Source organism: Nguyenibacter sp. L1, assembly GCF_035199985.1.
Lineage (GTDB): Bacteria > Pseudomonadota > Alphaproteobacteria > Acetobacterales > Acetobacteraceae > Gluconacetobacter > Gluconacetobacter vanlangensis.
Genome location: NZ_CP127015.1, coordinates 2150379 through 2162500, shown reverse-complemented (window position 1 = coordinate 2162500; position 12122 = coordinate 2150379). Strand labels below are relative to the sequence as shown.

Annotated in this window: 10 protein-coding genes, 1 tRNA gene and 2 rRNA genes (1 of these 13 only partly in view); 8 read left to right on the top strand and 5 right to left on the bottom strand. The window is 60.3% G+C overall.

What is annotated here, in order from left to right; all coding sequences use genetic code 11:
* The 3 genes from QN315_RS09750 to QN315_RS09740 form a co-directional block, all read left to right on the top strand.
* Positions 1–2231 (top strand): 23S ribosomal RNA (locus tag QN315_RS09750) (it extends 510 nt beyond the left edge of the window).
* Positions 2232–2350: 119 nt separating this feature from the next.
* Positions 2351–2466 (top strand): 5S ribosomal RNA (gene rrf, locus QN315_RS09745).
* A 21-nt stretch (positions 2467–2487) separates the two neighbouring features.
* Positions 2488–2564: transfer RNA gene (locus QN315_RS09740), tRNA-Met, on the top strand.
* On the opposite strand, the gene QN315_RS09735 is transcribed toward QN315_RS09740, so the two are convergent.
* The 4 genes from QN315_RS09735 to QN315_RS09720 all read right to left on the bottom strand — a co-directional run bounded on the left by QN315_RS09735 (position 2521) and on the right by QN315_RS09720 (position 5745).
* Complete coding sequence (locus QN315_RS09735; protein ID WP_323993358.1) at positions 2521–4209, bottom strand: recombinase family protein; 1689 nt, start codon at positions 4207–4209, stop codon at positions 2521–2523. The two genes, QN315_RS09740 and QN315_RS09735, sit on opposite strands and share 44 nt — an antisense overlap.
* 94 nt (positions 4210–4303) lie before the next feature.
* Entirely contained in the window at positions 4304–4501 is a 198-nt protein-coding gene (locus QN315_RS09730) for a hypothetical protein (RefSeq protein WP_323989080.1), read from the bottom strand.
* 164 nt (positions 4502–4665) lie between these two features.
* Entirely contained in the window at positions 4666–5016 is a 351-nt protein-coding gene (locus QN315_RS09725) for a VOC family protein (RefSeq protein ID WP_323989078.1), read from the bottom strand.
* A 60-nt stretch (positions 5017–5076) separates the two neighbouring features.
* Positions 5077–5745 carry a helix-turn-helix transcriptional regulator gene (locus tag QN315_RS09720; RefSeq protein ID WP_408904626.1) on the bottom strand — a complete coding sequence of 223 codons (669 nt, stop codon included), beginning with the start codon at positions 5743–5745 and terminating at the stop codon, positions 5077–5079.
* A 122-nt stretch (positions 5746–5867) separates the two neighbouring features.
* Here QN315_RS09720 and QN315_RS09715 point away from each other — a divergent pair, with 122 nt between their 5' ends.
* The 3 genes from QN315_RS09715 (at position 5868) to QN315_RS09705 (ending at position 9984) form a co-directional block, all read left to right on the top strand.
* Positions 5868–6422, top strand: a complete 555-nt coding sequence (locus tag QN315_RS09715; RefSeq protein ID WP_323989077.1) for a DUF4232 domain-containing protein — start codon at positions 5868–5870, stop codon at positions 6420–6422.
* A gap of 77 nt (positions 6423–6499) precedes the next feature.
* Entirely contained in the window at positions 6500–8698 is a 2199-nt protein-coding gene (locus QN315_RS09710; RefSeq protein ID WP_323989076.1) for an ATP-dependent RecD-like DNA helicase, read from the top strand.
* A 224-nt stretch (positions 8699–8922) separates the two neighbouring features.
* Positions 8923–9984: an SIR2 family protein gene (locus QN315_RS09705; RefSeq protein ID WP_323989075.1), complete on the top strand. Its 1062-nt coding sequence runs from the start codon at positions 8923–8925 to the stop codon at positions 9982–9984.
* Between the two features lie 224 nt (positions 9985–10208).
* Here QN315_RS09705 and QN315_RS09700 read toward each other — a convergent pair whose 3' ends face one another.
* The gene (locus QN315_RS09700; protein WP_323989074.1) at positions 10209–10367 is read right to left on the bottom strand and encodes a hypothetical protein; all 159 of its coding nucleotides are present in this window, start codon (positions 10365–10367) and stop codon (positions 10209–10211) included.
* A 311-nt stretch (positions 10368–10678) separates the two neighbouring features.
* Here QN315_RS09700 and QN315_RS09695 point away from each other — a divergent pair, with 311 nt between their 5' ends.
* Positions 10679–11359 (top strand): DNA methyltransferase, encoded by a 681-nt coding sequence (locus tag QN315_RS09695; protein ID WP_323989073.1) that lies wholly within the window; start codon positions 10679–10681, stop codon positions 11357–11359.
* Between the two features lie 328 nt (positions 11360–11687).
* Positions 11688–12104, top strand: a complete 417-nt coding sequence (locus QN315_RS09690; RefSeq protein ID WP_323989072.1) for a hypothetical protein — start codon at positions 11688–11690, stop codon at positions 12102–12104.
* Positions 12105–12122: the final 18 nt, after the last annotated feature.

Here is a 12122-nt window from a genome sequence, read left to right as displayed (position 1 = left end):
CAAGCAGTCGGAGCCTCTTATGGGGTGACGGCGTACCTTTTGTATAATGGGTCAGCGAGTTTCTGTTTGCAGCGAGCTTAAGCCGATAGGTGTAGGCGTAGCGAAAGCGAGTCTGAATAGGGCGCTGAGTTGCTGGCAGAAGACCCGAAACCGAGTGATCTAGCCATGGCCAGGCTGAAGGTGCGGTAACACGCACTGGAGGGCCGAACCCACGCCTGTTGAAAAAGTCGGGGATGAGCTGTGGCTAGGGGTGAAAGGCCAATCAAACTCGGAGATAGCTGGTTCTCCGCGAAATCTATTGAGGTAGATCGTCAGGTGTTGACCCCGGGGGGTAGAGCACTGGATGGGCTAGGGGGGCCCAAAGCCTTACCAAACCTAACCAAACTCCGAATACCCGGAAGTTTAGCCTGGCAGACAGACGGTGGGTGCTAAGGTCCATCGTCGAGAGGGAAACAGCCCAGACCACCAGCTAAGGCCCCCAAATCGTGGCTAAGTGGGAAAGGATGTGGGGATTCCAAAACAACCAGGAGGTTGGCTTAGAAGCAGCCATCCTTTAAAGAAAGCGTAATAGCTCACTGGTCTAATAGAAACCCTGCGCCGAAAATGTAACGGGGCTCAAGCCACGTGCCGAAGCTGTGGGTGCATACTTTGTATGCGCGGTAGCGGAGCGTTCCGTAGGTCTGAGAAGGAGACGGGGTGACCCTCTCTGGAGATATCGGAAGTGCGAATGCTGACATGAGTAGCGACAAACAGTGCGAGAAACACTGTCGCCGAAAGTCCAAGGGTTCCTGCGCAAGGTTAATCCGCGCAGGGTGAGCCGGCCCCTAAGGCGAGGGCGAAAGCCGTAGTCGATGGAAACCAGGTGAATATTCCTGGGCCTGCTAGAAGTGACGAATGCGATATGTTGTCAGTCCTTAACGGATTGGGCTGGCTTTTGGAGCATTCCAGGAAATAGCTCTAGCGAATAGACCGTACCCGAAACCGACACAGGTGGACTGGTAGAGCATACCAAGGCGCTTGAGAGAACGATGCTGAAGGAACTAGGCAAATTGCTCGCGTAACTTCGGGATAAGCGAGACCCATGATTGGGCAACCATTTGTGGGTGGCACAGACCAGGGGGTAGCGACTGTTTAGTAAAAACACAGGGCTGTGCGAAGTCGAGAGACGACGTATACGGCCTGACGCCTGCCCGGTGCCGGAAGGTTAAGAGGAGGTGTGCAAGCACTGAATTGAAGCCCCGGTAAACGGCGGCCGTAACTATAACGGTCCTAAGGTAGCGAAATTCCTTGTCGGGTAAGTTCCGACCTGCACGAATGGCGTAACGACTTCCCCGCTGTCTCCAGCATCGGCTCAGCGAAATTGAATTCCCCGTGAAGATGCGGGGTACCCGCGGTCAGACGGAAAGACCCTATGAACCTTTACTGCAGCTTTGCAGTGGCATCAGAGACATTCTGTGTAGGATAGGTGGGAGGCTTAGAACCCGGGGCGCCAGTTCCGGTGGAGCCATCCTTGAAATACCACCCTGACTGTTTCTGATGTCTAACCGAGACCAGTAAGCCTGGTCCGGGACCCTGCATGGTGGGCAGTTTGACTGGGGCGGTCGCCTCCCAAAGTGTAACGGAGGCGCGCGATGGTGGGCTCAGGTCGGTCGGACATCGACTGTTGAGTGCAATGGCATAAGCCCGCCTGACTGTGAGAGTGACAGCTCGATCAGAGACGAAAGTCGGCCATAGTGATCCGGTGGTCCCGCGTGGAAGGGCCATCGCTCAACGGATAAAAGGTACTCTAGGGATAACAGGCTGATCTCCCCCAAGAGTCCACATCGACGGGGAGGTTTGGCACCTCGATGTCGGCTCATCACATCCTGGGGCTGGAGCAGGTCCCAAGGGTTCGGCTGTTCGCCGATTAAAGTGGTACGTGAGCTGGGTTTAGAACGTCGTGAGACAGTTCGGTCCCTATCTGCCGTGGGTGTTGGAGACTTGAGAGGATTTGTCCCTAGTACGAGAGGACCGGGATGAACAGACCTCTGGTGCACCGGTTGTCGCGCCAGCGGCACAGCCGGGTAGCTAAGTCTGGACGGGATAATCGCTGAAAGCATCTAAGCGAGAAACCCACCTCAAAACCAGGTCTCCCCGAGGGCCGTGATAGACCATCACGTCGATAGGCCAGATGTGAAAGCGCAGTAATGCGTGCAGCTAACTGGTCCTAATCGCCCAATAGGCTCACTCACACAGCCCGCTTAAACGCAGGCAACACACATGCACAGCAATCATCCACTCAACACTCAATACACACACCTCAGCACCAACCTCTCACGCCCACTACACCCCATCAGGGTGGACTGGACGACCTGGTGGCCATGGCGGGGATAGCTCCACCCGATCCCATCCCGAACTCGGCCGTGAAATGCCCCAGCGCCTATGATACTGCGTCTCAAGACGCGGGAAAGTCGGTCGCCGCCAGGTCTTCCAATCCACCTACACCACCGCGGGGTGGAGCAGCCCGGTAGCTCGTCAGGCTCATAACCTGAAGGCCGCAGGTTCAAATCCTGCCCCCGCAACCACCGATTCCCACATTGATGTTTTCGCAAGTCCTTTCAAGGACTTGCCTGCTTTCGTGTCCTTCTGGTTCACGAATCTGAGCAGCGTTCCAAGCTCGCCATAGAGCGTCGCGAAGATCTCGCCACGCTTGTCGCCGGGTGAGAGAACGATCTTCTCCACCAGCGCGCGGACGGCCTCTGATGCCTCGGCCCGGTCCTCTGGCTGATTGAGGCTCTCGGTCAGGCGCTCAACCTTTTTCCTGAAGACGACCGCGACGTTCGGGTGAATGTCCAGCGTCTCTTCCAGTTCGGACGAGAGCAACGCCTCAAGTTCGACCTTGCGGTCTTCCAGCGTCTGCATGAGGGCCTTCATCGAGGGCTGATACATCCCATCGGTGATCGCTGTCATAATCCCCGCGATACCCTTCTCGACCTTCGCCAACTCGACCTTCCATCCGGCGCTGTTGGCACGGCGTTCATGGTTCAGCCGGTTGGTTTCCTCGGCATAGGCCTTCATGGCCGCAGCGGCGGCTTCGGGTGTCATCAGCTTGTGCTTGAGGCCGGCCAGCACGCGCTCCTCAAGCTCGGGGCGCAGGATCGTCGCCTTGTTATGGCAGGAGCGGTTCGCGATCCGGTTCGAGCAGGCATAGCGGTCCTTTTCACGGAGCGAGTAGGTGCCGCCGCAGACGCCGCAGAAGATCATCCCCGAGAATAGGGATTTCGGGCGGCGCATGCCGTTCATCCGGTTCACGGCCGATGTCCTGACCGCTGCGATGACGTTGACATATTGCGCCGCGATCTTCGTCTGGCGCTCGCGGACCGCCTGCCAGAGCGCGTCATCGACGATGCGCAACTCCGGTACTTCGGTCGTGATCCAGGCGGATTCCGGGTTCAGCCGCGAGACGCGCTTCCCGGTCGAGGGATCCTTGATATAGCGGAGCCGGTTCCAGACGAGACGGCCCACGTAAAGCTCGTTGTTGATGATCCCCGTGCCACGCTGGACATGACCCCGGATCGTGGTGTCGATCCACAGCTTGCCGTTCGGACCGGGGATACCTTCGTCGTTGAGCGTGCGCGCGATCGAGCGAGGGCCGATACCGGCCGCGAAGTCCTTGAAGATCCGACGGACCACATTGGCTTCGTTCGGGTCGATCTCCCGGTCACCCCGGATCGGATCGCCCCGCGCGTCCAGTTTCTTGATGACCTTGTAGCCGTAGCACAGGCCGCCACCGGACTTGCCGTCCTCGACGCGCCCCCGAATGCCCCGGTGTGTCTTCTGCGCCAGGTCTTTCAGGAACAGGGCATTCATCGTGCCCTTGAGGCCGACATGCAGTTCGCTGATCTCGCCTTCCGCCAGGGTGACGATCGTCACCCCCGCGAATTTCAGGTGCTTGAACAGGGTTGCCACGTCGGCCTGGTCGCGGCTGATGCGGTCCAGCGCCTCGGCCAGCACGACGGTGAACTCGCCGCGTTGCGCGTCCTGCAGGAGCGTCTGGATGCCGGGGCGCAGGATCATCGATGCTCCGGAAATGCCCGCATCCTTGTAGGCGCTGGCGACCTTCCATTTCTCGCGTTTCGCATGCTCGCGGCAGATGCGGAACTGGTCCTCGATCGAGGCGGCCCTCTGATTGTCGGAGGAATAGCGGGCATAGAGCGCGACACGGATCATGGCGGGACTCCAGGGCGGTCTCTCGGCAGGGGAAGGCGAAAGAGGTTACCCTGGCTCCGCCCTCCGGGCGGTAGTCAATTCGACAATACGATAATCACGATTTCTGTCCGGGAACGGATTGACGGCGGCGCCGGCTACGCTTCTGGCGCTCATGGTCCTCGCGGGCCATCTGGCGGCCGATCAGACGCGCCAGGCGCAGCACGCTGGCGTCCGTCATGTGGGGCGTCTCGGTGTCATTGTCGGGCAGGATGACCTCGATCCGGACTGGCTTGTCCTGTCTGCCAATACCCATTGGGGGGCCTCCGAATAACTCCGGAGACATTGGCAAAGAGCTTTCTCTATAAGGAAGAGTGTAAATCATGCCGTGCGGCGTAAGGCGGTCTTTGCGTAATCAATCGGTCGGGTCGGAAATGTTGCGGCGGCGGACATGCCATGGGCACGCCCGCCAGCCTCCGCTTATTGTCCGGATGGTCGGAAGGCGCGGAGCCGATGGCCGTCCGGGTCAGTGATCAGGACATTGCGACCGAAGCCCATATCCGTTGGGGGCTGGATGATCCTGCATCCGCGTTCAGCCCAGAGCGCATGGACCGCATCGGGATCATCCGTCGTGAGGGTGAGTTCACCATCCCGGCCCGCCGGCGTGACGTCATCACGTCGCCACAGACCGAGATTGGCCCCGCCGGGCAGCGGGAAGAGCACGAAGCCAGGTGACTGCTGGATCGGAGCGACACCGAGCAGTGCATGATAGAAGCGCGCACTGGTCACGGGATCCTCAACGTAGAGAATGGTGGAGGCTGAGCGGAACATGAGCCGATCTCCTGATGGTTGGAACGGCTTCTGCCTATCAGGCGCGCGTGACAGTTTCTGTCAGTAGGGAGTGTCGATCCCCGTGAGCGTGCGCCATTCGGCGAGCAGGATACGCCGCCGTCTCGGATAACGCTCGCTCCCGGAGGTGACGGCCGCGATGCGGTCCAGCCGGAAATGCCGGAAATCGTCGCGCTTCTCACACCATGCGGCCAGCACCTCGGCGGCTTCGAAAAAGCCGATCGCAACGGGCCAGACCACGCGCTCGGTCGCGATCCCCTTCTTGTCCGTGTAACGCAGATGCAATTTCGTCTCGTCGCGCATCGCCTGCCGGATGACGGCGAGACAGGGCATCTCGTTCCGGCCCGCCGGTCCGGCGAGCATGCCGCTGGTTTCGACTACATTCTCATGCGTATCGGGCAGGACAGCGGAAATCTTGGCAAGCACATTGGCCGCCGCGTGCTCCAGATCTTCATCGCCACGCTGGCGTACGAGGCGCAAGCCCAGGATCAATGCGTCCAACTCGTCCTCGGTGAAACGCAGGGGCGGCAGCAGGTAACCGGGCCGGAGCATGTAGCCGATGCCGGCCTCCCCTTCGATCGCGGCGCCCTGCGCGGTCAATGTCGCGATGTCGCGATAGGCCGTGCGCACGGAGACGCCCAGTTCAGCCGCGAGCGTGCCGGCCGTGACGGGATGACGGCGGCGACGCAGAGCTTGCAGCAGATCGAGCAGGCGGCTGGCACGGGACAGTGCGGATTCCTTTCGGTGATGGTGGCGGTCTGCCGCAAGCTTGGCTTAGATGACGTGCTATTTTTAGGCTGTCAGCACGGCAAACGATAGGGAGCGCTGACGACATGGTGGACGCGCCACGCGTGCGGTTTGCGGTTCTGTCGCTTTGTGCCGGGCTATTCGTCGCAGGCGGCCTGTCTGCTTCGATGGCTCAAGCCGCGCCGGTGCCGTACTCCAAGTGCACGGTTTCACAGCTTTCGCTCGGCTTCGATGATGAAGGGGGCGCGTTCAACGGTATGTCGCAGAGCGGCACGCTGCTGGTGCTGCGGAATATCGGCATTGCGCCGTGCCAGGTTCGGGCTCTGCCGCACCTGCATTTCGAGGACGCCGATGGTCACGCGGTGGACGCGGTTCGCCGTGCGCCGCCCGGGATGCATCCCGGGCCGGTCCTGTCGTCGGTTCAGGTGATGCCCGACGCGGAACTGACGGCGCGACTGCATTGGGTCTCGGGTGATGTCTATGACGGTCACCATTGCATCTCGCCAGCCACCGCCGTGCTTGATCTTCCAGGTGGCGCGTTGCGGCAGGCCTTCGGTCGGCATATGTGCGCCCCGGCCGGTTCGGCGCAATTCTTCGATCAGGCGCCGCTGCGGCCGGATCCAGTGCCGCCGACACCATAGGGCGCAGGCTGGAAGCGGATCTGTTAGGGTCACCGTATGTCTGTCTCAGCTTCCTCTCCACTCGGCAACCCGGCGCGATGAGCGGTGCGGCGTCCTCTCCGTCGACCGAGGCCCTGGCCGGTCTGGTGGAGCGGGTGACGTTCCATAACGCCGAGAACGGCTTCTGTGTCCTGCGGGTGAAGGTGCGGGGCCAGCGCGATCTGGTCACCGTGGTCGGGCATGCCGCGATGATCGCGGCGGGCGAGTTCGTGCAGATGTCCGGCCGCTGGTTCAACGACCATACCCACGGGCTACAGTTCAAGTCGGAGTTCCTCAAGGGCAGTCCCCCTACCACGGTCGAGGGCATCGAGCGCTATCTCGGCTCCGGCATGATCCGGGGCATCGGTCCCGTCTATGCCAAGAAGCTGGTGAAGGCGTTCGGCGAAGCGGTGTTCGACCTGATCGAACAGGAGCCAAGCCGCCTGCGGGAGGTGACGGGGATCGGTCCGAAGCGCGCTGAACGAATCGTGGCGGGCTGGGCGGACCAGAAGGTGATCCGCGAGATCATGCTGTTCCTGCACAGCAACGGCGTCGGCACCTCGCGGGCGGTGCGGATCTTCAAGACCTACGGGCAGGACGCGGTCAAGCTGATCAGCGAGAACCCGTACCGGCTGGCGAAGGATATTCGCGGGATCGGGTTCAAGACCGCGGACCAGATCGCCCGGAAGATGGGCATCGCGCCGGACGCCATGATCCGGGTACGGGCCGGGATTTCCTATGCCCTTGGCGAGGCGATGGACGAGGGGCATTGCGGCTTGCCGGTCGGGGAGTTGTTGACAAGCACCGCCGAACTGCTCGAAGTCGCCGTACCGCTGATCGAGACGGCCCTTTCGCTGGAGCTGGAAGCGGGCGACGTGACGGCTGACAGCGTGGGCGAGACGGGATGCATCTTCCTGACTGGTCTCTATCGCGCCGAGCAGGGCATCGCCGAGCGGCTTCGTGCCTGTGCCGTCGGCCGTCCACCCTGGCCGGAGATCGAGGCGGAGAAGGCGCTCGCCTGGGTGGAGAAGAAGACCGGGCTTGCCCTGGCCCCCAGCCAGCAGGTGGCGGTGCGTCTTGCCCTGCGCAGCAAGGTGCTGGTGATCACCGGCGGTCCCGGGGTGGGCAAGACCACGCTGGTCAACGCCATCCTGAAGATCGTGACCGCGAAGGGCACCGACGTGCAGCTTTGTGCGCCGACCGGCCGGGCGGCGAAGCGTCTGTCGGAAAGTACGGGGCTGGAGGGCAAGACGATCCATCGCCTGTTGGAGACAGATCCGGCCACGGGGAGTTTCAAGCGGGACGACACCAACCCGCTGACCTGCGATCTTCTGGTCGTGGACGAGGCCAGCATGGTGGACGTGCTGCTGATGCGCTCCCTGCTGCGCGCGTTGCCCGACAGTGGGGCGCTGCTGATCGTGGGGGACGTGGACCAGTTGCCGTCGGTCGGGCCGGGACAGGTGCTGGCCGACATCATCGGCTCCGATGCTGTGCCGGTGGTGCGGCTGACGGAGGTGTTCCGCCAGGCAGCGCAGAGCCGGATCATCACCAACGCGCACCGGATCAACGAAGGAAAAATGCCGGAGTTGAGCGCGGAGGAAGGGTCGGATTTTTACTTCGTCGAGGCGGCGGAACCGGAGATCGGGCTGCGCAAGCTGCTGGCGGTGGTGAAGGACCGCATTCCGGCGCGGTTCGGGCTGGATCCGATTCGCGACGTGCAGGTCCTCTGTCCGATGAATCGGGGTGGGCTGGGCGCGCGGTCGCTGAACGTCGAATTGCAGCAGGCGCTCAATCCACCCGGCGAGGTGAAGGTCGAGCGATTTGGCTGGACCTACGGCCCCGGTGATAAGGTGATGCAGATCGCTAACGATTACGACCGGGACGTTTTCAACGGTGATCTCGGCGTTATCACCGCGATCGATATGGAAGAGGGCGAACTGACGGTCTCGTTCGATGGCCGGGAGATCGTCTACGGCTTCGGGGAACTGGACGAACTGGTGCTGGCCTACGCCACCACGATCCATAAGAGCCAGGGATCGGAATATCCGGCAGTAGTGATCCCGCTGGTGACGCAGCATTACGCCATGCTGGCTCGGAACCTGCTCTATACCGGCGTCACCCGCGGCCGGAAGCTTGTCGTGCTGGTCGGGCAGAAGAAGGCGTTGGGCATTGCCGTCAGGAACCAGGGGGGAAGGCGGCGGTGGTCGAAGCTGCGGGAATGGTTGCATCCCTGGCTGCCAACCGGAGGCGATGGATGATTATGTCGGCTTTCGCCTCTTTTCGGACATAGAGTGACTCACGAGAACAATCCGTAAGCCGTCATTCGGCTATGAGAAGCGCTGGCGCCTCACCAAAGCCATCCGGTTGTGGTTTAGGCTTGCCTCATGAGACCGATCCACAGTTATATATAGTATTATCCGCAAAGGCTTTCTCTCCTTTACAGAGAACACCAGTATAGGCACAAAGGATCGTCGCGAGTAACATGGAAAAATCTATTACACGGCCTCGCGTTCTCGTGATCCTTGGTGCGGGTTCAACGCTTCATGCTAACGCACCTTCAACACAGGATATTGATGATCTTATATTCAAAATGGAGGACAGCACCATTTCTTCGGTCGTCAGACTTTTGAAGGAACAACGAACGGCTAGGCACTTCAATTTTGAGGCCGTTTTGGCCGCACTTGAAGAATTAGATGAATTTAGCCGTCGAAAAAAATATCCCACGAATTTGGCAAATAAGGGCGGTTACCTGGCAGCATTCACCGACTGGATGCCGGATTTTACTTCCAGTGGCGATGCGCCCTTTACGGAGTTGCGTCTCCAACTAATTGGCAAAATCAAGAATTTCGTCATAGAGCGCACACATTCATCCTCGCCGGAGAGACTGAAAAGCTTTTTCGATAACCTGCGAGCATATTTCGATCTTACAGTCGTTACACTCAACTACGACGACCTGATAGATCGTTCTGGCGAGTGGTATGATGGTTTCGTACCTGCTCAGCACAACCATAATGGCGAGTTTGATTATGACGGTTTTCCTCAGCGCTCCATGCAAGAATCGACCGTTCTTCTTCACTTACACGGAAGTGTAAGATTTACCTTCCCGCCCTTCAGTCCTGTCCCTTCACCGAAAGGGGAAATTGTTCGGAGTAGTAGTGCGAAGTATGGTCTTCCAGTAACGCTCCATCCATCACAAGGCATTGAACAACCTTCTCCAATCATTGCGGGCGGCGGCAAAGACCGTTGGATGACGCGGGCTTGTGTACCATTTGGCTATTACTATAACGCCTTCATTAATACGGCCCAACTGTGCTCAAGGGTGATTGTCGCGGGCTACGGTGGGGGCGATGAACACGTTAATTCATGGCTGGTCGAGCATTCGAGGTTGCACGGTGATCGACGGCGCGTGGTCAATATAAATCCTATTGCTAGTGAACAGCCCGACGCTTGTGGACACATGACACTTAGAGGCAATGATGGACGTTTTCCGCCGAACGATAGCGACACGGTTAGGAAGATCATAGATTTCCTTAACCGGACATAAGTTCAGTGCCGCGGCCGATACAGCGAAAAAAATAACGAGAAAGACAGACTGTCCCGAGCCTCATCAAAGGTCAATCGTTTTGAAATCCAACTCCAGACCGGACATTCGGCTTACCCGCCAAAGCTGCCCTCACCAAAGTCCAGCAACGTGACGTCTGTTGGCGGGTGGCATGCCGCGATCTCTCGCCCGTCAAGGACCGATCTCATGCTCCTGCGAGATCGGTCCTAGTTCCGGCCTTTTGCGACACCCGTCAGCCAGTCTTCAGCATGGAGTCCATCAATCTGCCTGAATTCGCCTAGGCTGCCAGTGATGACAAGGAAATTTCCGACTTTGGGGCGGTCACCTGCTACGGCGATCTGCTTAATCAGGTTGGTGACGCTCATGATGATACCAGTACTTTCGGGACGGTTAATGACTTCGCCAGAATGAGATAGCTTCTCCTGCCGGGCAATCCCGATTGCGACCTGACGATCGATCTACAGAAGAAAAAAGCTAATGGCTCCGCCCTCGCGCCGGCAAGGATGCGCGCCTTTGGCGCCGTCCGGGCCGGTATCCCCAATCTTCCTGCGCTGTGCTCCGTGCAGATTGGGCGAAACCCCTCCGGCCCGGCCGTCCTTGCCGTTGCTACCCCGCTGCTCGCCGCGAGGCAGAGGAACAGCGGGGGCTGTTCCTCGCGGAACAAAGGGTAAAGACCATGACCGGCAGCAGCACCACGGCGACCGATTTCCGTAACACCATCCTCAATGGCGACAGCGTGCAGCTCATGCGGGGGATGCCGCGCAATTCGGTGGATTTCATCCTGACAGACCCGCCCTACCTGGTGAACTATCAGGGCAGGGACGGGCGGAAGGTTCGCAACGACGACAACGCCCATTGGCTCCGGCCTGCGTTCAACCAGATGCACCGTGTCCTGAAATGGGGTGGGTTCGCTGTCAGCTTTTACGGATGGAACCGCATCGACCTGTTCGCCGATGCCTGGAAGGCGGCCGGGTTTCGCATGGTCGGTCATATCGTCTTTCGCAAGTCTTATTCATCATCTTCCCGCTTTCTTCGGTATGAACACGAAAGCGCCTATCTGCTGGCCAAGGGAAACGTCACACCCCCGGCAAGCCCTATCCCGGACGTGATCGATATGCCGTATTCGGGCAACAAACTGCACCCGACCCAGAAGCCGGTGGCAGCACTCCTTCCCCTGGTGGAAGCCTTCTGCCCGAAGGGCGGACTGGTCATGGACCCGTTTGTCGGCTCCGGTTCGTCCCTGGTGGCGGCGCAGCATCTTGGCCGCGACTGGCTGGGGATGGAACTGGACCCGGACCACGCCGCGACGGCAACCCGTCGACTGGCCTGGCACGGGACGGCGAGGGTGGCGGCGTAAGCCGTCCCTCCCTTCTTCACCTCACCGGACGGTCGAGCGGGCAGAAAATCGCGCCGGTCCCGATGGATCGACGACGGGCACGCGCCGCAATCCGGCGCGTGCGGCGCTCGCCGGCGGAGCCGGCTCGCGGATGGTGTGGCCGGGATGAGAGCTTTTTCCACGCCGTGAAACGCAACGCTGCCAGGACAACGCACCGCGTCTGCGGCGCGAGCAGAAGGCGCCGATGGGCGGCGCTTCGATCATGGTCCGGCGCGCTCCGCGCGCTGTCCTGATCTCGAAACGTAACGGCATGTGTGACATGTTCCCATTCGCGGAAAGGATATGGTTCATGCTGCTCGGTCTTGGTATTGTCCTCGGCTTTGCCAGTATCGGTTTTCTGTGCTGGCTGCTGTTTCTTTGCGCGGTCTATGCAGCGCCGCTGTTCGTGGCGGCGATGGTCTGCACCATGCTCTACGACCATGGTGTGCTGTCCGGTGCCCATTCCGTCCTCGCGGGCATCGCCGCCGGAATCATGATGCTGGCGCTCGGCCAGGCGGTCCTGGCTTCTTCGCGCGATCCAGCCCTCCGGGTCTCGGTGTCACTGCTGCTCGCCCTACCGGCCGCGTTGGCTGGGTTCGGCACGACGCTGGGATTTTGTGGCATGGGCGATATGGGCGTCGTTCCCGGATACCTCTTTGCGACGTTCGGCGCGCTGTGCGTGGGCGGGGTGGCGTGGACGCGGCTTTGCGTCATCCAGCCCGCATGATCAACGGGTCGCCGGGTG

Bases quoted from the DNA above. Each gene is read 5' to 3' on its own strand.
- QN315_RS09710 (WP_323989076.1), top strand. From the start codon at position 6,500: ATGAGCGGTGCGGCGTCCTCTCCGTCGACCGAGGCCCTGGCCGGTCTG.
- QN315_RS09695 (WP_323989073.1), top strand. From the start codon at position 10,679: ATGACCGGCAGCAGCACCACGGCGACCGATTTCCGTAACACCATCCTC.
- QN315_RS09690 (WP_323989072.1), top strand. From the start codon at position 11,688: ATGCTGCTCGGTCTTGGTATTGTCCTCGGCTTTGCCAGTATCGGTTTT.
- QN315_RS09735 (WP_323993358.1), bottom strand. From the start codon at position 4,209: ATGATCCGTGTCGCGCTCTATGCCCGCTATTCCTCCGACAATCAGAGG.
- QN315_RS09715 (WP_323989077.1), top strand. From the start codon at position 5,868: ATGGTGGACGCGCCACGCGTGCGGTTTGCGGTTCTGTCGCTTTGTGCC.
- QN315_RS09700 (WP_323989074.1), bottom strand. From the start codon at position 10,367: ATGAGCGTCACCAACCTGATTAAGCAGATCGCCGTAGCAGGTGACCGC.
- QN315_RS09705 (WP_323989075.1), top strand. From the start codon at position 8,923: ATGGAAAAATCTATTACACGGCCTCGCGTTCTCGTGATCCTTGGTGCG.
- QN315_RS09730 (WP_323989080.1), bottom strand. From the start codon at position 4,501: ATGGGTATTGGCAGACAGGACAAGCCAGTCCGGATCGAGGTCATCCTG.
- QN315_RS09725 (WP_323989078.1), bottom strand. From the start codon at position 5,016: ATGTTCCGCTCAGCCTCCACCATTCTCTACGTTGAGGATCCCGTGACC.